18 protein-coding genes are annotated in these 19130 nt (G+C 71.4%); 12 read left to right on the forward strand and 6 right to left on the reverse strand.

Translation table 11 applies throughout. The annotated features are described in order from the left end of the window. Positions 1-8 precede the first annotated feature (8 nt). From IG98_RS0123495 to IG98_RS0123520, 6 genes are read left to right on the forward strand one after another with little or no spacing between them, the layout of a single operon-like run. Positions 9-1688, forward strand: a complete 1680-nt coding sequence (locus IG98_RS0123495; RefSeq protein ID WP_051752738.1) for a peptide ABC transporter substrate-binding protein — start codon at positions 9-11, stop codon at positions 1686-1688. Between the two features lie 6 nt (positions 1689-1694). Continuing rightward, a complete protein-coding gene (locus IG98_RS0123500) occupies positions 1695-2660 on the forward strand; it encodes an ABC transporter permease (protein WP_030916006.1) in 966 nt (321 codons plus the stop codon). After that, positions 2657-3541 (forward strand): ABC transporter permease, encoded by an 885-nt coding sequence (locus IG98_RS0123505; protein WP_030916008.1) that lies wholly within the window; start codon positions 2657-2659, stop codon positions 3539-3541. Before IG98_RS0123500 ends, IG98_RS0123505 begins: the two co-directional genes overlap by 4 nt. Further along, positions 3538-4509 (forward strand): ABC transporter ATP-binding protein, encoded by a 972-nt coding sequence (locus IG98_RS50750; RefSeq protein ID WP_030916010.1) that lies wholly within the window; start codon positions 3538-3540, stop codon positions 4507-4509. Before IG98_RS0123505 ends, IG98_RS50750 begins: the two co-directional genes overlap by 4 nt. After that, entirely contained in the window at positions 4506-5474 is a 969-nt protein-coding gene (locus tag IG98_RS50755) for an ABC transporter ATP-binding protein (protein ID WP_037971067.1), read from the forward strand. The genes IG98_RS50750 and IG98_RS50755 overlap by 4 nt, the downstream gene beginning before the upstream one ends. After that, positions 5464-7320: a S9 family peptidase gene (locus tag IG98_RS0123520; RefSeq protein WP_051752740.1), complete on the forward strand. Its 1857-nt coding sequence runs from the start codon at positions 5464-5466 to the stop codon at positions 7318-7320. Before IG98_RS50755 ends, IG98_RS0123520 begins: the two co-directional genes overlap by 11 nt. Here IG98_RS0123520 and IG98_RS0123525 read toward each other — a convergent pair. The 4 genes from IG98_RS0123525 to IG98_RS0123540 form a co-directional block, all read right to left on the reverse strand. Then, positions 7297-8184 (reverse strand): alpha/beta fold hydrolase, encoded by an 888-nt coding sequence (locus IG98_RS0123525; RefSeq protein WP_030916015.1) that lies wholly within the window; start codon positions 8182-8184, stop codon positions 7297-7299. The two genes, IG98_RS0123520 and IG98_RS0123525, sit on opposite strands and share 24 nt — an antisense overlap. A 7-nt stretch (positions 8185-8191) precedes the next feature. Next, positions 8192-9220 carry a tartrate dehydrogenase gene (locus IG98_RS0123530; protein WP_030916017.1) on the reverse strand — a complete coding sequence of 343 codons (1029 nt, stop codon included), beginning with the start codon at positions 9218-9220 and terminating at the stop codon, positions 8192-8194. A 70-nt stretch (positions 9221-9290) separates the two neighbouring features. Beyond that, the gene (locus IG98_RS0123535) at positions 9291-10166 is read right to left on the reverse strand and encodes a LysR family transcriptional regulator (RefSeq protein WP_030916020.1); all 876 of its coding nucleotides are present in this window, start codon (positions 10164-10166) and stop codon (positions 9291-9293) included. A 179-nt stretch (positions 10167-10345) separates the two neighbouring features. Then, the gene (locus IG98_RS0123540; RefSeq protein WP_030916022.1) at positions 10346-11494 is read right to left on the reverse strand and encodes an ROK family transcriptional regulator; all 1149 of its coding nucleotides are present in this window, start codon (positions 11492-11494) and stop codon (positions 10346-10348) included. A 79-nt stretch (positions 11495-11573) separates the two neighbouring features. Between IG98_RS0123540 and xylA the strand changes: the two genes are divergently transcribed. From xylA to IG98_RS0123570, 6 genes are all read left to right on the forward strand, one after another. Next, a complete protein-coding gene (gene xylA / locus IG98_RS0123545; protein ID WP_030916024.1) occupies positions 11574-12725 on the forward strand; it encodes a xylose isomerase in 1152 nt (383 codons plus the stop codon). Beyond that, positions 12722-14092 carry a xylulokinase gene (gene xylB / locus IG98_RS0123550; RefSeq protein WP_030916026.1) on the forward strand — a complete coding sequence of 457 codons (1371 nt, stop codon included), beginning with the start codon at positions 12722-12724 and terminating at the stop codon, positions 14090-14092. Before xylA ends, xylB begins: the two co-directional genes overlap by 4 nt. Before the next feature lie 118 nt (positions 14093-14210). Next, positions 14211-14870, forward strand: a complete 660-nt coding sequence (locus IG98_RS0123555; RefSeq protein WP_030916029.1) for a DUF998 domain-containing protein — start codon at positions 14211-14213, stop codon at positions 14868-14870. A gap of 141 nt (positions 14871-15011) precedes the next feature. Next, the gene (locus IG98_RS0123560) at positions 15012-17231 is read left to right on the forward strand and encodes a sensor histidine kinase (protein WP_051752742.1); all 2220 of its coding nucleotides are present in this window, start codon (positions 15012-15014) and stop codon (positions 17229-17231) included. A 114-nt stretch (positions 17232-17345) separates the two neighbouring features. Beyond that, the gene (locus IG98_RS0123565; protein ID WP_030916034.1) at positions 17346-17735 is read left to right on the forward strand and encodes a roadblock/LC7 domain-containing protein; all 390 of its coding nucleotides are present in this window, start codon (positions 17346-17348) and stop codon (positions 17733-17735) included. Beyond that, a complete protein-coding gene (locus IG98_RS0123570; RefSeq protein WP_030916041.1) occupies positions 17732-18103 on the forward strand; it encodes a DUF742 domain-containing protein in 372 nt (123 codons plus the stop codon). The genes IG98_RS0123565 and IG98_RS0123570 overlap by 4 nt, the downstream gene beginning before the upstream one ends. 61 nt (positions 18104-18164) lie before the next feature. Here the strand turns inward: IG98_RS0123570 and IG98_RS0123575 are convergent, their stop codons facing one another. Continuing rightward, positions 18165-18740: a GTP-binding protein gene (locus IG98_RS0123575; protein WP_030916052.1), complete on the reverse strand. Its 576-nt coding sequence runs from the start codon at positions 18738-18740 to the stop codon at positions 18165-18167. Further along, the gene (locus IG98_RS0123580; RefSeq protein ID WP_030916054.1) at positions 18721-19068 is read right to left on the reverse strand and encodes a DUF742 domain-containing protein; all 348 of its coding nucleotides are present in this window, start codon (positions 19066-19068) and stop codon (positions 18721-18723) included. Before IG98_RS0123580 ends, IG98_RS0123575 begins: the two co-directional genes overlap by 20 nt. Between the last annotated feature and the right edge of the window lie 62 nt (positions 19069-19130).

Raw genomic sequence — 19130 nt, forward strand, 5'->3', positions numbered from 1 at the left:
GCCAGAGCATGAGCACACGGATCAGACTCGGGGTCATCGGGCTCACTGCCCTCGCACTCCTCGCGGCCGCGTGCACGAGCGGGGGTGCCGGCCGAACGTCGAGTGCGGCCCCGAGCACGGCCGCTCCGGTGCGCCAGGGCGGGAGCATCGTGATCGGCGCGGAGCAGGAGCCCGACTGCGCCGACTGGATCGCCAGCTGCGCCGCCTCGATCTGGGGCACGTACATCATGGACGTCCCGACCGTTCCCCGCGTGTTCGAGCCCAGGAAGGTCGGCGGCACGTGGGCGCCGGTGGCCACCAACCTGATGGCGTCGGAGCCCGAGGTCGCCGCGGGCCCGCCGCAGAAGGTCACCTACCGGATCAACCCCGCCGCGGTCTGGTCGGACGGCAAGCCGATCACCTCGGCCGACTTCCGCTACACGGCCCTGGCCATCCGCGACGGCAAGGACGTGCTGAACAGGACCGGATACAGCCGCATCACCAAGATCGACACGCCCGACGAGAAGACCGCCGTCGTCACCTTCGACGCGCCGTACGCCAACTGGAAGGGCCTGTTCAGCGACGGCGGCGGCGTGCTGCCCGGCCACCTGCTCGACGGCAAGGACCGCAGCGCACTGATGAAGGACGGCTACACCTGGAGCGGCGGCCCCTGGAAGATCGAATCCTGGACGAAGGGGGTCTCGGTCGTCCTGGTGCCGAACCCGAGCTATTGGGGGGACAAGCCCAAGCTGGACAAGGTCACCTTCCAGTTCACGGCCGACACCGCGGCGGCGTTCCAGGCGTTCAAGACCGGCCAGCTCGACGCGCTCTACCCCACGCCGCAGCTCGACTCCATCGACCAGATCATGAGCGGGCTGCCCAACGCGAGCTCGACCGTCGACCCCGAGTCCGGCAACCTCGAGGCCGTCTGGTTCAACAATGCCAAGCCGCCCTTCGACTCCGCGACGTTCCGCAAGGCCGTGTCACACGGGCTGGACCGCAAGGCCATCGTCACCCGCCTGTACGGCGCGCTCGGCGTCACGCGGCCGGCGCAGAGCGCGCACACCCCGCTCGTCGGCAGGTACGGCGGCACCGACTTCGAGCAGTACACCCTCGACCTGGCCAAGGTCGACTCCCTGATGCAGGCTGACGGCTGGGCCAAGGGGGCCGACGGCATCTGGGCGAAGGCGGGCACCAGGGCGAGCTTCACCGTCAGCACGATGACCGGCAACAAGCGGCGGGAGCTGACCGAGCAGATCCTCCAGGAGCAGTTGCGCGTCGCCGGCTTCGAGGTCACCGTCGACAACACCTCGGCCACCGACCTGTTCGCGGCCAAGCTGCCCAAGGGCGACTTCCAGATGGGCCTGTGGACCCTCGTCGACACCTTCCCGCAACCCGCGCTCGACGCCTCCTTCTCCTCGGGCGCGATCCCCACCGAGGACAACGGCTTCTCCGGCCTCAACCTGTCGCGCATCGACCTGCCCGGCCTCGACAAGGTGCTCGGCACGGCCGCCTCGATGCTCGACGAGAACGAGCGGATCGAGCTGTCGCGCCAGGCCGACAAGCTCCTCGCCGACTCGGCCGCCCTGTTGCCGCTCGACGTGATCCCCAACGTCCTGTTGTGGAACAACAGGATCGGCGGGCCGCTGGCCATCGACCCGGCCCGCGGCCCGTTCTGGAACCTGGCCCAGTGGGGACTGGTGGGCTGAGAACCGATGTTCGCCTACGTTGGACGGCGACTGCTCTACTCGGTCCCCGTCGTACTCATCGCCTCGTTCCTACTGTTCTGGGCGGTCAGGACCACCTTCGACCCGCTCGCGAAGCTGCGTGGCGGGCAGGACCAGGGCGCGATCGCCCGCATGACCGAGGTCCTCGGGCTCGACCGGTCGATCCCCGAGCAGTACTGGCGGTGGCTGACCCAGTTCGTCACCGGCGACTGGGGAGTCAGCTCGCGGACGGCCGGCTCGGTCCACGGGCTGATCCTGCCCGCGCTCGGCACCACACTGCAGCTGATCGTCTGGGGCGTGCTGGCCGCCGCGCTGATCGCGCTCGCCGTCGGCGTCTACTCGGCGGTGCGGCAGTACTCGGCGGGTGACCTGGCCTTCACCGGCCTCTCCTACCTCGGCGTGGCGATGCCGCCGTTCTGGCTCGGGCTGATCCTGATCCAGGTCCTCGCCGCCTGGCCGCAGGAGATCCTCGGCCTGGCCGACCCGCCGCTCTACTTCGTCGGGTTGCACTCGGCGCAGGGCGGTGGCCCGCTCGACTACCTGCGCCATCTGGTTCTGCCCGTGCTGACGCTGACCGTCGGCCTGGTGGCAAGCTGGAGCAGGTTCACCCGCACGACCATGCTGGACGCGCTCTCCAGCGAGTACGTGCGCACCGCGCGGGCCAAGGGAGTGCCCAGAGGCCGCATCGTGGTGCGGCACGCCCTGCGCACCTCGCTCGGCCCGTTCGTCAGCATCACCGCCGTGGACGCGGGCCTGCTGTTCGGCGGGCTGGTCGTCACCGAGCAGATCTTCGCCATCCAGGGCATGGGCCGGTTGTTCCTCGACTCCCTGCTCGCCGGCGACGTGTTCGTGCTGGTGCCGTGGACGCTGGTGATCGCGGTGGTCGTGATCGTGTTCAACCTGCTCGCCGACATCGCCTACGCCGTACTCGATCCGAGAGTGAGGCTCCGATGACCACGCTCACCGCCCCGGCGGCGCCCGCGCAGGAACGGACCCAGTGGCAGCTGGCCCGCAGGCGGTTCCTGCGCCACCGGCTCGCGGTCGCCGGGCTCGGCGTGCTCGCCGTGCTGCTGATCGGCTGCTTCGGCGCCGACGTGATCGCCCCGTACGAGCGGGGCGTGCAGGACCTGATACTCGGGCCGACCCCGCCGTCGGCCGCACACTGGTTCGGCACCGACGAGCTGGGCCGCGACTACCTCACCGAGCTGCTGTACGCAGGGCGGATCTCGCTGGCGATCGGTCTGTCCGTCGCCGTGCTCGCCACCGCGATGGGCACCGCTCTAGGAGCGGCCGCCGGCTTCTTCGGCGGCTGGGTGGACGAGATCATCATGCGGGTCACCGACCTGTTCATCGTCCTGCCCGCGATCGTGGTGCTGGCCGTCGTGCTGCAGGGGGCCGGCCGGTCTCCCGCGGTGATCGTCCCGGTGCTGGCGGCCATCGGCTGGACCACGGTGGCCAGGGTGGTCCGCGGCCAGGTGCTCTCGCTCCGGGAGAAGGAGTACGTGTCGGCGGCCACGGTGCTCGGCGTGACCAGGCGGCGCATCATCGTGCGCCACATCCTGCCCAACCTCACCGGCGTGATCGCCGTGAGCACGTCGCTCGGCGCCGCCAGCGCGGTGATCGTCGAGTCCACGCTCTCCTTCCTCGGGTACGGCGTGCAGCCGCCCGAGTCGAGCTGGGGCAACCTGTTGAGCCAGGCGGCCGGGCTGATCGGCACGGGCAAGGTCTACCTGCTGTACTTCCCCGGCCTGTTCATCCTGCTCACGGCGCTGGCCATCAACTTCCTCGGCGACGGGCTGCGCGACGCCTTCGACCCGAAGGGAGGCCGCCCATGAGCGCGCTGCTGGAGGTCGACGACCTCACGGTCGAGCTGCCCACCGACGACGGCCAGGTCACGGCGGTCACCGGGCTGTCGTTCTCCGTCGCGCCCGGCGAGACGCTCGGCATCGTGGGGGAGTCGGGCTCGGGCAAGAGCATCACCTCGATGGCCGTGCTGGGCATCCTGCCGGGCCGGGCCCGCGTGACGGGGTCGATCAGGTTCCGTGGCGAGGAACTGCTGGGCCGATCGGAGGCCGAGCTGCGCACGCTGCGAGGCAGCCGCATCGCGATGGTCTTCCAGGACGCGCTCACCGCGCTCACCCCCGTGCACACCGTCGGAGCGCAGATCGCCGAGGCCATCAGCGTGCACGACCCGTCACGCTCGCGCCGCGAGCTGCGCGGGCGCGTCGCCGAGCTGCTCGACCTGGTCGGTATACCCTCGCCGGCCAAGCGCGCCGAGCAGTACCCGCACGAGCTCTCCGGCGGCATGCGCCAGCGCGTCATGATCGCGATGAGCATCGCCAACGAGCCCGACCTGCTCATCGCCGACGAGCCGACGACCGCGCTCGACGTGACCGTGCAGGCGCAGATCCTCGACGTCATCAGGGGGATCCAGGAGCGCACGGCGACCGCGCTCATGCTGATCACCCACGACCTCGGCGTGGTGGCCGGCGTCGCCGACCGCGTGCTCGTGATGTACGCGGGCGCCAAGGTCGAGGAGGCCGCCGTCGAGCCGATCTTCTACGAGCCCGCCCACCCGTACACCCGAGGGCTGCTGGCCTCGCTGCCGCGGCTCGACGCGCGCCACGGCGAGCGGCTCTACCAGATCCCCGGCCAGCCCTCGCGGGCTCCCGGGTGCGCGTTCCACCCGCGCTGCGAGCACGCGAGGGCGGGCCTGTGCGACACGACCGTCCCCGCGCCGGTCCCCATCGGCGCCGGGCACACGGCGTCGTGCCTGCGGGTAGAGGAGGTTCGCTCGATATGACGGCGCTGGAGGTCGTGGACCTCGTCAAGACCTATCCGGTACGCAGCGGGGTGTTCCGCCGTCGCGTCGGCAGCGTCCAGGCCGTGTCCGGGGTGAACCTGCGCGTGGAGCGCGGCACCACGCTCGGGCTCGTGGGCGAGAGCGGCTGCGGGAAGTCGACGCTGGCCGCGTGCCTGGTGCGCCTCGTGGAGCCCACGGCCGGCCGGGTGCTGCTCGACGGCGCCGACTTCACCGCGCTGCCCGCCGCCGAGCTGCGACACGCACGCAGCCGGATCCAGATGGTCTTCCAGGATCCGTACGCCTCGCTCAACCCCCGCATGACCGTGCGCGCCATCCTCACCGAGGCCCTCGACACCCACGGGCGCGACCTGGCGCGCGTGCCCGAGCTGCTGGAGCTCGTCGGGCTCGACCCCGGGCACGCCGGCCGTTTCCCGCACGAGTTCTCGGGCGGCCAGCGCCAGCGTGTCGGCATCGCCCGCGCGCTCGCCGTCGAACCCGACGTGATCGTGCTGGACGAGCCGGTCAGCGCACTGGACGTGAGCATTCAGGCGGGTGTGATCAACCTGCTGGAGGACCTGCAGGACCGGCTCGGCCTCACCTACGTGCTGATCGCCCACGACCTGTCCGTGGTACGGCACGCCAGCGACCAGGTGGCCGTCATGTACCTCGGCCGGATCGTCGAGCAGGGGCCGCCGGACGAGCTCTACCAGCGCCCCCTCCACCCCTACACCCAGGCGCTGCTGTCGGCCGTGCCGATCCCCGACCCACGGGCCGAGCGCGCCCGTCGCCGGATCATCCTGACCGGCGACGTCCCGAGCCCGACGGATCCGCCGTCGGGCTGCCGGTTCCGGACCCTCTGCCCGAAGGCCAGCCAGATCTGCGCCGCCGAGGTCCCTCAGCTCGTCACGGACGAGCGCGGGCACGGCGTCGCCTGTCACAAACCGGAGTTGATCGATGTCCTCTGAAGTCCGCACCTGGCGCTCGCGTTTCTCCGTACCCGTGCTGGAGTCCGCGCGTCCCTGTCCCGGTGCCCTCGACCTGGAAATGATCTTCGCGGCCGGCGTGGAGGACGCCGAGGTGTCGATCTGGGATCCGGCCACCGGCGCGACCACGCCGCTGCCCGAGTTGCCGCCGCACGTGGCCGACCCCGTACCGGCCGCCGACGGCCGCTCGGTGCTGGTGCTGCACGACGAGGACGGCGGCGAGGTCGGCCACCTGTGGTCGTATCCGGTCGGCGGCGGCCGGCCCGTCGATCTCACCCCTGACCTTCCTCCCTACACGCTGCGCGGCCTCGACGTGGCGCGCGACGGCTCGGCCGTGGTCATCGCGGCGGTCACGGACGCCGGGTTCACGCTCTACCACCTGGCAGGCGGCGCGGTCAGCCGCCTGTTCCGCAGCAGGAACGAGGCGTGGAACAGCCTGGTCACCGCCGACGGCACGCTGGCGAGCATCGACACCACCGACCACAACCCCGGTGTCCGCCGCTTCGCCGTCACCGTGCTCGACACCTTGGACGGCGCGGTGCTCGCCTCGCTCTCGGACGGCCCGCTCGGGCCGGTGCGCGGGGTCAGGTTCTCGCCGGTCGTGGGGGACCCGCGGCTGCTGGTGAGCACCGAGCGCACCGGATACGCCCGGCCCAGCGTGTGGAACCCGCTCACCGGCGAGCGCATCGACGTCGACGCGCCGGAGCTCGTCGGCGAGCTCGTCCCGCTCGACTGGTCGGACGACGCCGCCAGGCTGCTGCTCGTCCACGTCGACCAGGGCATCCACCGGGTGTACGAGTACGACATCCCGGCCGGTGAGCTGCTTCGCGTCCCGCACCCCGACGGGGCCTACTTCTTCCCCGAGGTGGCGTGCGCGGTGCGCAACGCATGGGCCTCCCATTACGGCCCCGGCGGCCAGATCAGGCTGCTGCGGCAGCGTGCCGACCTGCCGCTCCAGGTGCTCGCGCTCGACCGGGGCGACGGCGAGCCGCGCACCCTCCTCGCCTCCGAGCCCGTGGTGCCCGGGATCCCGCTGCGTTCGGTGCCTGTCACCTCGAAGGACGGCACCGTACTGCAGCTGTGGGTCGCGGCCCCGCGCGAGGCGAGCGGCCCCGTGCCGCTCGTGCTGAACGTGCACGGCGGGCCGAACCTCGCCGAGGTCGGCGGATACGATCCCGTCGCGCAGGCGTGGCTGGAGGAGGGCTTCGCCTACGCCTCGCTGAACTACCGCGGCTCCGTCACGTTCGGCAGGGAGTTCCGCGAGGGGTTCTGGGGCGCCGTCGGCGACCGCGAGCTGGAGGACATCGAGGCGGCCTGGCGCCGGCTCGTCGATGAGGGCGTCGCCGACCCTTCGGCCGTCTTCATCACCGGCGCCTCGTTCGGCGGCTACCTGACGCTGCTCTCGCTGGGCCGGCTACCCGAGCTGTTCGCCGGCGGCTTCGCCTTCATCGCACTGGCCGACTGGAAGATCGCCTACGAGGACATGCACCCCGCGCTGCAGGCGGCCTGGAGGGGCTTCATCGGCGGCACCCCGGAGACCGCCGGCGAGCGGTTCAGGCTGAGCTCGCCGATGACCTACGTCGAGCACGTGCGGGCGCCCGTGCTGATCAACCAGGGCCGCTACGACACCCGTACGCCCGCGCGGCAGGCCGAGGAGTACGCGCGGCGGCTGCGTGAGGCCGGAGGCGACGTGGTGCTCCGGTTCTTCGAAGGCGGCCACGGACCCGTCGGCAACGACGGCGTGGTCGGCAAGATCGAGCTCGAGCTGGAACTGGCACGTAAGGCGCTGCGCGGTGAGCGCTGGTCACCTGGGCAGGAAGCGCGCTAGCTCCCTGACGACCTCGGCCGGCGCCTCCTCGGGCAGGTAGTGATCGCTTGGCAGCGCCGTACCGGAGACGTCGTCGGCGTACTCGCGCCAGACCGCGAGTACGTCGTAGGTGCGTCCGACGAAACTGTGCGCGCCCCACAGCGCCAGCACGGGGCAGCGCACCTTACGGCCCGCCGCCGCGTCGGCCTCGTCGTGCTCGAGGTCGACGCCCGCGGCCGCCCGGTAGTCGGCGCACGACGCGGCGATCGCGGCGGGGTCTGAGAAGCAGCGCACGTACTCGCGCACCGCGGCCTCGTCGTACGTGGCGCCGCCCGCGTGCCTGGCGGCCATCCGGCTGCGAATCCAGAACTCGGGGTCGTTGCCGATCAGTCTCTCCGGGATGCCGTTGCCGGCGGCGAGGAAGAACCAGTGGTAGTACCCCAGGCCGAACGCCGCGTCGGCGTGGGCGAACGTGTGCCTGGTCGGCACGATGTCCAGGACGGCCAGCGCCTCGACGGCCTCGGGATGGTCGAGCGCCATCCGGTGGCCCACCCGCGCGCCCCTGTCGTGGCCGGCGACGGCGAAGCGGTCGAAGCCCAGCGCCCGCATCACCGCGAGCTGGTCCGCGGCCATCGCCCGCTTGGAGTACAGGTCGTCGGTGACCGGCGCGGGCTTGGCACTGTCGCCGTACCCGCGCAGATCCGTCAGCACGACCGTGTGGCGGGAAGCCAGCGCGGGCGCGACGTCGTGCCAGATCAGGTGCGTCTGCGGGTAGCCGTGCAGCAGGAGCACAGGTGGCCCCTCACCGCCGACGACCGTGTGGACGGCGACGCCGCCGGCGTCCACCGTGCGCGACTGGAACGGGCTGGGCAGCGGAACGCTCATGACTCCCTCAGAGTGCTTCGAGGATCGCGTGGGTCAGGTCCACGGTGGTGGCCGTGCCGCCGAGGTCGGGGGTGCGCATGGAGGTCGTGGCGAACACGTGACTGATCGCCTCCAGGATGGCGGCTGCGGCCTCCGGGTGGCCCAGGTGGTCGAGCATCATCGCGGCCGTCCAGATCGCGCCGACCGGGTTGGCGATGCCGCGGCCCGCGATGTCGGGCGCCGACCCGTGAACCGGCTCGAACATCGACGGGTGGGCCCGCGTCGGGTCGATGTTCGCGGCGGGCGCCAGGCCGATGCTGCCGGCGACCGCGGCGGCGAGATCGGAAAGGATGTCCCCGAACAGGTTCGAGGCGACGATCACGTCGAACCGCGCCGGGTCGAGCACCAGCTTGGCGCACAGCGCGTCGATGTGCTCCGACTGCACGGTGACACCGGAGTGCTGAGCCACCCGCTCGGCGACGATCTCATCCCAGAACGGCATCGTGTGGATGATCCCGTTCGACTTCGTCGCCGAGGTCAGCCGCCCGGTGCGCCGCTCGGCCAGGTCCAGGGCGTAGTCGACGATGCGGGTGACTCCGCTTCTGGTGAAGACCGCCTCCTGCACCGCCATCTCCGCCGGCGTCCCCTGGTACAGGCGGCCGCCGATCTCGCTGTACTCGCCCTCGACGTTCTCGCGCACCACCACGAGATCGATCCCCCGCCGCCCGCCGAGCACCTTGATCGGCCGCAGGTTCACGTACTGCTGGAAGCCTCGGCGGATCGGGATCAGCAGCCCCCACAGCGACACGTGATCGGGCACGCCCGGCGCGCCCACCGCGCCCAGGAAGATCGCGTCATGGTGGCGCACCCGGTCGAGGCCGTCCGCGGGCATCATCGCGCCCTCGGCCAGATAGCGGGCGCACGACCAGTCGAACTCGTCGTAGGTGAGGCCGATGGCGTGCTTGCGGCCCACGGCGTCGAGTACGGCGCGGGCGGCGCCGCACACCTCGGTGCCGATCCCGTCCCCGGGGATCACGGCGATGCGATGCGATTTCATACCCTCGATTCCAGCAGCCGGGCCCGGGCGCGGTCCAAGATCGGCTGCCTACCCCACCGATCGGCGCCGCCTATCGATGCGTGGCCATGCGCAGGAACGTGCGTGCCGCCGGGCCGAGCCCGCCCGCGTGGCCGGCGTAGGCGACGTCCAGATGGACGGGCGGATCGAGGTCGGCCACGACCGCGCCCGACCGCTCGGCCAGCTCCCGCCACGAGTCGGCCAGCACGGCGACGCCGCTCCCGCCGAGCACCAGCGGCAGGATCGCCTCGCGGTGTTCTGTCTCGACCGCGATCGTCAGCCGCACCCCCGAGCGGATCAGGTCGTCGACCACCGCGCGCATCCCGGTGCCCGTCTGGCCGGCGATCACCCGCAGGCCGGACAGCTCGCCCGGACTCACCCGGGCGCCGGCGGAGAACGGCCCGCCGGCCGACGAGACCACCACGAACCGCTGCCGCCCGACCGGATGCAGACTCACACCGGGCCGCTGCGGGAGCCGTATCGCCGCCAGCAGGCCCAGCTCGGTCCGGCCGGTGCGGACGGCCTCCACCACCTGCTCCGCGGTCGCCGCGGCGCGGACCACCACCCGCACCCCCGGATACTCCGCCGTGAAACGGGAGATCACCCCCGCGAGCGGGTCGATCGCCTGCGACGGCATCGCCGTGATCTCCAACCGTCCCGTCCGCAGGCCCCGTACCGCCTCGACGGACCCGACGGCGAGGCCCCGCGCGTGGATGACCGCCCGCGCCGGTTCCACCAGCTCCCGCCCCGCCTCCGTCAGTACCACACCGCGGCCGACCCGATGGAACAGCGCCTCGCCCAGCTCGCGCTCGAGCTGCTTGATCGACTGCGACAACGACGGCTGCGCGACATAGAGCACCTCCGCCGCACGATGGAAACCGCCGTGGTCGACGACCGCGAGAAACCGCTCCAACTGCCGGAAGTCCACCGCAGGATCATCCCTCTCTCGGAGATCCGGGTCCAGGAACCACGGGGAGCAGACCCCGTGCCGCCCCTTCGGTGGTCTGCTTCTTGCCCGAGTGGACCTGCCTTGGTTGTCCGGCCAGGCCACGGCCTGGCCGCTGAGGCCGCGCCGGGGACTGGACCGAGGAGCGAAGGAGCCGGGTCTCAGCGTCGCAACAGGATCGCGATCGGATTCGCGATGATCCGGTGGATGATCTGTCCGGCGGCTCCCAGGGGGGCGGCGTCGCTGCCGAGCCGGGAGACGGTCAGGTCGGGGACGGTGTGCCGCATCCCGGTCAGCCGGGCGGCCATCGCCTGGTGGACCGGGTCGCGGATCCACCGGAAGAGCGGGGCGAAGACACCGCCCAGCACGATCGTGCCGGGATCCATCAGATGGATCGCCGAGGTGAGGGCGACGCCGAGCGCCTGCCCGGCGCGTTCGCAGGCTTCCAGCGCGCCGGGCTCGCCCGCGCGCAGGCTCTCCAGCAGTTCGGGGATGCCGGTCAGACCGCAGGCCCGGAGCAGGGCCTCCTGTCCGGCGTACTGCTCCAGGCAGCCCCGGCCGCCGCAGCGGCAGGCCGGACCGTCCGGATGGACGACCACGTGCCCCAGCTCCCCGGCGAGCCCGTGCGCGCCGCGGAACAGGGTGCCGCCCACCACCAGGCCCGCGCCGATGCCGATCTCCCCCGACACGTGCAGGAAGTCGCCGGGGGCCGACCCGAACCAGAGCTCGCCCAGGGCCGCGAGGTTGGCCTCGTTGTCCACCTCGACGGGGAAGTCCAGCAGGTCGGAGACGCGGACGTGGTGCCAGCCGAGGTTGGGGGCGGTGTGCACGAGCCCCCCGTCCACGGGACCGGGCACCGCGAGGGTCGATCCGGCGACGGCCAGGCCCTCCCGGCGGGCTTCATCCACAGCCCTGTGGGCGAGTTCTGCCAGGCGGGAAAGGGTTTCCACAGGGGAGGCCGCCCGGTTGTCCACAGCCTGTGAATATCGGAGCCGCACCGCGAGGGTGAGGTCGACCACGCAGGCGGACAGGTAGTCGACGTTGATCTCCAGACCGAGCGCGGCGACCCGCCGCCCGCTGAGCACCACCGCGGTGCCCGGCCGTCCCCGCTCGCCGTCCCGCAGCGCGCCGGACTCGGCGACCATGCCCGCCTCGATCAGGTCGCCGACCATCTTCGACACCGTCGTCTTCGTCAGCCCGGTGATCTCGGCCAGCGCCGCCCGGGTGACCGGGCCGTTCCTGCGGATCTCGCCGAGGACCACGCCGAGGTTGCGGGCACGCATCGAGTCATGGCGTACAGCCTGTGTCATGAAACACCCACCCCTTGACGATCCCACCACCCCGATCCATATTAAGTCCATAAAGTGGATTAAATCGGAGGAGCCGTAGATGAGCGCCTACACCCCCAAGCCCGAAGACCGCTTCACCTTCGGGCTCTGGACCGTCGGCTGGCAGGCCCGTGACCCCTTCGGCGACGCGTCGCGGGCCCCGCTGGACCCGGTGGAGAGCGTTCACCGGCTCGCGGAGCTCGGCGCGTACGGCGTCACCTTCCACGACGACGACCTGCTCGCCGTCGAGCCCGACCGGGACAGGGCCATCGCGAACTTCAAGAAGGCACTGGCCGAGACCGGGCTCAAGGTCCCGATGGCCACCACCAACCTGTTCACCCACCCGGTTTTCAAGGATGGCGCGTTCACCAGCAACGACCGTGAGGTCCGCCGCTACGCGCTGCGCAAGGTCATCCGCAACATCGACCTGGCCGCCGAGCTCGGTGCGACCACCTACGTCTGCTGGGGCGGGCGCGAGGGCTCCGAGTCCGGGGCCGCCAAGGACATCCGGGCCGCGCTCAGCCGCTACAAGGAGGGCATGGACCTGCTCACCTCGTACGTGATCGAGAAGGGCTACGACCTCAGGTTCGCCATCGAGCCCAAGCCGAACGAGCCGCGCGGCGACATCCTGCTCCCGACCGTCGGCCACGCGCTCGCGTTCATCAACGAGCTCGAACACCCCGACCGCGTCGGCCTCAACCCCGAGGTGGGCCACGAGGAGATGGCCGGGCTCAACTTCGCGCACGGCATCGCGCAGGCGCTCTGGCACGGCAAGCTCTTCCACATCGACCTGAACGGCCAGCACGGCCCCCGCTACGACCAGGACCTGATCTTCGGCCACGGCGACGTGAAGAACGCCTTCTTCCTGGTCGACCTGCTGGAGAACGGTGGCTACGAGGGCCCCAGGCACTTCGACTACAAGCCGCTGCGCACCGAGGACGCCGAGGACGTCTGGGTCTCCGCCGCGGCCAACATGCGCACGTACCTGATCCTGAAGGAGAAGGCGAGGGCCTTCCGCGCGGACCCCGAGGTCATCGAGGCACTCGCCGCGAGCAAGGTCGCCGAGCTCTCCGAGCCCACGCTGGCACCGGGCGAGACGATCGCGGACCTGAGCCGCGACTCCTTCGACCTCGAAGCGGTGGCCGCGCGCGGCTTCCACTTCACCCGCCTGAACCAGCTTGCCATGGAGCACCTCCTCGGGGTCCGCGGATGACGCTCGTGGCCGGGGTCGACTCGTCGACCCAGAGCTGCAAGGTGGTGATCAGGGACGCCCGTACGGGCGCCCTGGTCCGCCAGGGCCGCGCGACCCACCCGGAGGGCACCGAGGTCGATCCCGGGGCCTGGTGGGAGGCGCTGCGGGAGGCGCTCACCCGGGCGGGCGGGCTGGACGGCGTCGAGGCGATGAGCGTCGGCGCGCAGCAGCACGGCATGGTCTGCCTGGACGCCTCAGGCGACGTGGTCAGGAAGGCGCTGCTCTGGAACGACACCCGCTCCGCCGGGGCGGCGGCCGACCTGGTCCGGGAGCTGGGCGGCCCTGAGCGCTGGGCCGAGGCGGTCGGCAGCGTGCCGGTGGCGTCGTTCACGGTGACCAAGCTCCGCTGGCTGGCCGAGCACGAGCCCGACTCCGCCCGTCGTACGGCGAGGGTGTGCCTGCCGCACGACTGGCTCACCTGGCGGCTGGGCGGGGAGTTCGTCACGGACCGGGGTGACGCGTCGGGCACCGGGTACTGGTCGCCCGCGACCGGGGAGTACCGGACCGACCTCCTTCGGGTGGCCTTCGGCGCCCTCCCCGAACTCCCCGAGGTGCTGGGGCCACGCGAGGGCGCGGGAGAGGTCAAGGCGCTCGGAAACGGGACGGTGCGGCTCGCGCCGGGGACGGGCGACAACATGGCGGCGGCCCTCGGGGTCGGCGCCCTGCCGGGAGACGTGGTGGTGTCGATCGGGACGTCGGGGACGGCCTTCGCGGTCGCCGACAGCCCGAGTGCCGACCCGAGCGGCGCCGTGGCCGGGTTCGCGGACGCCACCGGGCGGTTCCTGCCGCTGGTGGCCACGCTCAACGCGGCCAGGGTGCTGGACGCCACCGCGCGGCTGCTCGGGGTCGGCCTCGACGAGCTCGACCGGCTGGCCCTGGAGGCGCCCGCGGGGGCCGGCGGCCTCGTCTACGTCCCGTACCTGGAGGGCGAGCGCACCCCGAACCTGCCCTCGGCCACGGGGTCGCTGCACGGGCTGACGCTGGGCACCTCCACCCCTGCCCACCTGGCCAGGGCGGCGGTGGAGGGTCTGCTCTGCCACCTCGCCGACGCCTTCGACGCCCTCGGGCTCGACCCGGCCAGGGTGCTGCTCATCGGAGGCGGCGCCAGGTCCGAGGCCGTACGGCGGATCGCCCCCGCGGTCTTCGGACGGCCCGTGGTCGTTCCCGAGCCGGGGGAGTACGTCGCGGACGGGGCGGCCCGGCAGGCCGCCTGGCTGCTCGGCGGCGACGAGCCTCCGGCCTGGGAGGCGGGCGGGTCCGAGCGCTACGAGGCCGATCCCGCACCCGGGATCAGGGATCGCTACGCCGAGGTCCGCGGCCTCCGCTGAGACGGCCGGGCCGGGACGTGAGGGGGCGCCTCGGCCCGGCCGTCTCAGGGATGGCTCAGGGTTGGATCAGGGATGCCGCCGGATGCCCGAAACCTCCTCCGACGAGCAGACTTGATCCATGCTCGCCTCGAAAAGGCTCTACCCCCTGATCGCGTGCGCCGGGATCGCGGCGGCCGCGGTGGCCGCCCTGGCCGCCGTGGTGGGGCGGCCCGACCCGGTTCCGTACCGGGAGTCGCTCGATCTGACCATCAGCGAGTACGCCGCGCTGGACCGCGGCGGAGCCATCGGGTTCGTCATGGCGTCGCTGGGGATCGCCTCCCTCGCGCTGGTCGCCGGGCTGCGCGCGACCGGGGCGCCGGTGGGGGTCCTGGCCGAGCGGCTGATGCGGGTGTGGGGTGCCGGGCTCGTCCTCCTCGCGGTGCTGCCCCCAATTCTTCCCGGCACGGGCACCGACCTGATCGGCCAGACATACCGCTACCTGTCGATCGCCGTGTTCGTGGCGATGCCGGTGGCGGGCGGCCTGCTGGTGGCGCGGTTCAACGAGGACGAGCGGTGGCGGCCGGTGGCCAGGACCGTGGAGTGGCTGGCGCTGGCCGGAGGTTTCGGCCTGTTGGTGATCACCTATGTGGCGCTCCCCGGGCACGGGGTGCTCGCGGGTCTCGCCGAGTGGATCCTGCTCGGCACCGAGGTCGCGCTGATCGGCGTGCTGGCCGCCCGGCTGGCGCGGCTGACCTGGACGCGGAGCGCAACTCAGGCATCACACGCCGCTCTAGGCTGACTTCTCACTTCTCATGACTATTTCATGACATGTCACAAATAGGCTACAAATAACAGGAGTCGCCAGTGCTATTCTCGTCGGCGATCTAGAGATCGTCCGGGGGCTCCCCCTGGCGTTCCGTGAGCGAGCCGTTGAGGTGACATGGCATCGAGCAAGTCCATCCGGTTCAAGGTCTCGGTGCTGCTGGCCATTCCTCTCACCTCGCTGGTGGCTGTGTGGGGCTTCGCCTCGGTCGTCACGATCGGCGACTCGATGAGTCTGCGCTCCATCGGCACGCTGTACGAATCCGTCGGTAAGCCCTCAAGTAACCTGAACAGCGCGATCCAACGCGAGCACATCCTGTCGGCCGAGTATCTGGCCACCCGCTCCAACGCCGACCACAAGACCCTCGCGGGACAGCGTGCGGTCACCGACCAGGCCCGGACCCGCCTCCGCCAGGAGATGGACCGGGACGAGGTACAGGCGGTGATGTCCGACGAGACGAGGACCCGCCACGCCGAGCTGATCAGGCAGGTGGAGGGGCTCGACGCGATCCGCGCCAGGGTGGACGCGGGGCGGATCGACCAGGTGGGGCTCTCCGAGGAGTTCGCCCGGCTGCCGGACGCGCTGAACCGGCTCTTCAACACCCTGAGTCCCACCAGTGACCTCCCGCTCTACCGCGAGTTGCGCGCCGTCACGATGGTCAACCAGAGCATGAACCTGTTCAGTCGTGAGCGGGCACTCGCCACGGGCCCGCTGGCGCTGCGGAGCCCGATGACGGAGCGCGAGGCGCGGGTGTTCGCCCGGATCGCCGCCAACCGGGCATTCCTCATGGAACAGGCGCTCCCCGAGCTGGGGCCCTCGCTGCGCGCCCCCTTCACGGAGCTGATCGCCTCCTCAACGTACGCCAGGTTCGTCGCCCTGGAGTCTCGCCTGCTGAGCGGCAGCGATGTCTCGGCCACCGACTGGCGCGCCGCGGGCGACGCGCTGGACGCCGTCTACCAGCGGTCGACGACGGAGATCGGCCCCATGCTCGTCAAGCGGGCCGAGCCGCTGACCGTGGGCGTCTACATCCGCGCCGGTGTCGTCGGCGTCCTCGGCCTCGCCGCGGTCGTCGCGTCGCTGCTCGTCTCGTACCGGATCGGCAGCGGGATCGCCAGGGAGCTCGCCGGCGTGCGGCGGGCCGCCACCGACCTCGCGGAGGTACGGCTGCCACGGGTGATGGAGAAGCTGCGCCGCGGCGAGAAGGTGGATGTGACGGCCGAGGCGCCCGCGCTGGAACCGCTGGGCAGCACAGCCGAGATCCACGATGTCGCCGCCGCCTTCGACAGTGTCCGGCGCAGCGCCGTGGACGCCGCCGTGGAGCAGGCCAGGCTGCGCGAGGGCGCCGCCCACTCCTTCCGCAACCTCGCCCGCCGGAGCCAGTCGCTGCTGCAACGTCAGCTCAAACTGCTCGACGGCATGCAGAAGCGGGCGGAGAACCCCGAGTCGCTGGAGAACCTCTTCAGACTCGACCACCTCACCACCCGCATGCGCCGCCACGCCGAGGGCCTGGTGATCCTGTCCGGTGGGGCGGCGGGCCGCAAGTGGCGCTCGTCGGTGCCGATGGAGGACGTACTGCGCGGGGCCGCCGCCCAGGTCGAGGACTACGCCCGGGTGCGGATCCTCCCGACGGGCGGCACCACCCTGGTCGGCAACGCCGTCGCGGACATGATGCACCTGTTCGCCGAGCTCCTGGAGAACGCCACGGTCTTCTCCCCGCCCGGCAGCCAGGTCTCGGTCCGCGGCGAGCTCGTGGGCCGTGGCTTCGCCGTCGAGATCGAGGACAGAGGGCTCGGGCTGACCGCGGAGAAGCGTGCCGCGATCAACGAGCGCCTGGCCAGCCCGCCGGAGTTCGACCCGGCCGACACCGATCGGCTGGGCTTCGCCGTGGTCGGGTTGCTGGCCGCCAGGTACCGGGTCGAGGTCGCGCTGCACTCCTCGCCGTACGGCGGGACCGGGGTGGTCGTCCTGATCCCCGAGGAACTGCTCGGGGAGCCGGAGTCCGTCGAGCAGCCGCTGGAGCCGCCGGTGCTCACCGTCATCAGCGCGCGGCCCGAGCTCGGAGGGCAGCCGGAACGTGCCGACGGGTCCGGTGACTCCGGTGAGCCGGCGGTGCCGATTCCCACGGACCTGTGGCGGCCGCTGCGGCGTGGCGGCGGTGGGCTGCCACGTCGGGTACGGCAGGCGAACATGCCGTCGATGCAGGTCAGGGAGCCACGTCCGCCCAACGCCGGGATCGAGGAGCGGTCACCGGAGGAGACGAGGGCAATGATGAGCGCCCTGCAGTCCGGCTGGCAGCGCGGCCGGGCCGACGACGAGGACGGCGGTGCCGAGCGTTGAGCCGGGGCCGTGAGAGCGGGAGCGCGAACGGAGGCGGGTCCATGAGACCGGCTTCGTCGCGCCGGTGGGGGATGAAAATCAACAGAATCATCAGAGGGGAAGGGGTTTAACCACGTGCCGGGTGAGCTTTATTGGCTTCTGGATGATTTCGTCACGAGTGTGGCGGACGTTTCGCACGCACTGATCCTGTCCAACGACGGGTTGATGATGGCCTCGTCCAGAGAGCTGACCAAGGAGGACGCCGACCATCTGTCGGCGGTGGCGTCCGGCTTCCAGAGCCTTGCGAAGGGCACCAGCCTGCAGTTCGGCGGCGGAGCCGTGCGCCAGACGATGGTGGAGATGGACTCCGCGTTCCTCTTCGTCACCTCCGCCGGTCAGGGGAGCTGTCTGTCGGTCATGACCACCGGCGCCGCCGACGTGGGCCTGATCGCCTACGAGATGGCCCGCCTGGTCACCCGGGTCGGACAGCATCTGGCCACCGGACCCCGGATGGCCGGCCAATGAGCGACGACGTCGAGTGGGTAGACGAGGAGGCCGGTCCCGTCGTCCGCCCCTACGCGGTGACCGGGGGGCGCACCAGGGCGTCCTGCTCCTCGTTCGACCTGCTCTCGATGGCGGTGGCGACCGGGGCACCGGTCTCCCCGGGAGCGTGTCTGGGCTCCGAACACCGGCGGCTGCTCAACCTGGTCAGGCGGGCTCGCCCGATCGTGGAGATCGCGTCGGACGCCGAGCTGCCGGTCGGCGTGATCAAAGTCCTCCTGGGCGACCTGCTCGACCAGGGCCTGATCCTGGTGAGATCGCCGCTTCCCGCCGCCTCCGGGCCCCCGGAGAGCCTGCTGAGGGAGTTGATCAGCGGCCTGCGGGCTCTGTGACCTCCCGGCGGGGCGGCTGAGTTCTCAGCGACGAGGGCCGGGGAACCCCCCGGCCCGCCTCTCAGCTCTGGCTGGCCGTCAGCACCTTCAGCGAGTGCTCCACGAGAGTCACGAGCACCGTCTTCGCCGAGACACGACGCCGCACGTCGCAGAGGAGCACCGGCACGTTCACGTCGAGGTCCAGGGCGACGCGCACGTCCTCCGCCTCGTGCCGGTCGGCGCCGTCGAAGCAGTTGACGGCCACGATGAACGGCGTGCCGCGCTGCTCGAAGTAGTCGATCGAGGGGAAGCAGTCGGTCAGCCGCCGGGTGTCGGCCAGCACCACGGCGCCCAGCGCGCCGTAGGACAGCTCGTCCCACATGAACCAGAACCGCTCCTGGCCCGGGGTGCCGAACAGGTAGACGACCAGACCCTCCCTGATCGTGATGCGGCCGAAGTCCATCGCGACGGTGGTGGTGGTCTTGCCCTCCACACCGTCGACGTCGTCGATGCCGATACCGCGGTCGGAGAGCACCTCCTCGGTGCGGAGCGGCCGGATCTCGCTGATGGCGCCCACGAGCGTGGTCTTTCCCACCCCGAAGCCACCCGCGATGAGAATCTTGAGGGCGACGGGTTCGTCAGAGGGCCCGAAGTCCATTGATCACTTCCTTGAGAATGCGCTCGCTCGCGGAGGCGCGCCCGATCGAGATGAGCTTGTGGTCCTGCAGGTCGCCGAGAAGGACCTTGACCACGCCGAGTGGCAGGTTGAGGTCCGAGGCGACGTCGGCGACCGAGGTCGGAGTGGTGACCATGGCGAGAATGCGTTCCTGTTCCGGCCCGGGGACGAATCCCCCGGACGGGACGGCGCGGGTCGAGGTGACCATCGCGACCAGGTCCAGAGTGTCACCGGAGGAGCGGGTGCGACCCCTGATGAGCGCGTAGGGCCGGACGACCGGTCCGGCCTCCTCGTCCATCCAGTGTGTCATCCGGACCTCCGGCACCGGGTTCGGGGATCCGACGGTCCATGGACGGCGCCGCCACCCGCTCC

Origin of the sequence: Streptosporangium amethystogenes, from assembly GCF_000721075.1 — a bacterium.
Classification (GTDB): Bacteria; Actinomycetota; Actinomycetes; order Streptosporangiales; family Streptosporangiaceae; genus Streptosporangium; species Streptosporangium amethystogenes.

Excerpts from the sequence above, each read along its gene's own strand:
- IG98_RS0123495 (WP_051752738.1), top strand. The coding sequence starts at position 9 with ATGAGCACACGGATCAGACTCGGGGTCATCGGGCTCACTGCCCTCGCA.
- IG98_RS0123500 (WP_030916006.1), top strand. The coding sequence starts at position 1,695 with ATGTTCGCCTACGTTGGACGGCGACTGCTCTACTCGGTCCCCGTCGTA.
- IG98_RS0123505 (WP_030916008.1), top strand. The coding sequence starts at position 2,657 with ATGACCACGCTCACCGCCCCGGCGGCGCCCGCGCAGGAACGGACCCAG.
- IG98_RS50750 (WP_030916010.1), top strand. The coding sequence starts at position 3,538 with ATGAGCGCGCTGCTGGAGGTCGACGACCTCACGGTCGAGCTGCCCACC.
- IG98_RS50755 (WP_037971067.1), top strand. The coding sequence starts at position 4,506 with ATGACGGCGCTGGAGGTCGTGGACCTCGTCAAGACCTATCCGGTACGC.
- IG98_RS0123520 (WP_051752740.1), top strand. The coding sequence starts at position 5,464 with ATGTCCTCTGAAGTCCGCACCTGGCGCTCGCGTTTCTCCGTACCCGTG.
- IG98_RS0123525 (WP_030916015.1), bottom strand. The coding sequence starts at position 8,184 with ATGAGCGTTCCGCTGCCCAGCCCGTTCCAGTCGCGCACGGTGGACGCC.
- IG98_RS0123530 (WP_030916017.1), bottom strand. The coding sequence starts at position 9,220 with ATGAAATCGCATCGCATCGCCGTGATCCCCGGGGACGGGATCGGCACC.
- IG98_RS0123540 (WP_030916022.1), bottom strand. The coding sequence starts at position 11,494 with ATGACACAGGCTGTACGCCATGACTCGATGCGTGCCCGCAACCTCGGC.
- xylA (WP_030916024.1), top strand. The coding sequence starts at position 11,574 with ATGAGCGCCTACACCCCCAAGCCCGAAGACCGCTTCACCTTCGGGCTC.
- xylB (WP_030916026.1), top strand. The coding sequence starts at position 12,722 with ATGACGCTCGTGGCCGGGGTCGACTCGTCGACCCAGAGCTGCAAGGTG.
- IG98_RS0123555 (WP_030916029.1), top strand. The coding sequence starts at position 14,211 with ATGCTCGCCTCGAAAAGGCTCTACCCCCTGATCGCGTGCGCCGGGATC.
- IG98_RS0123560 (WP_051752742.1), top strand. The coding sequence starts at position 15,012 with ATGGCATCGAGCAAGTCCATCCGGTTCAAGGTCTCGGTGCTGCTGGCC.
- IG98_RS0123570 (WP_030916041.1), top strand. The coding sequence starts at position 17,732 with ATGAGCGACGACGTCGAGTGGGTAGACGAGGAGGCCGGTCCCGTCGTC.
- IG98_RS0123575 (WP_030916052.1), bottom strand. The coding sequence starts at position 18,740 with ATGGACTTCGGGCCCTCTGACGAACCCGTCGCCCTCAAGATTCTCATC.
- IG98_RS0123580 (WP_030916054.1), bottom strand. The coding sequence starts at position 19,068 with ATGACACACTGGATGGACGAGGAGGCCGGACCGGTCGTCCGGCCCTAC.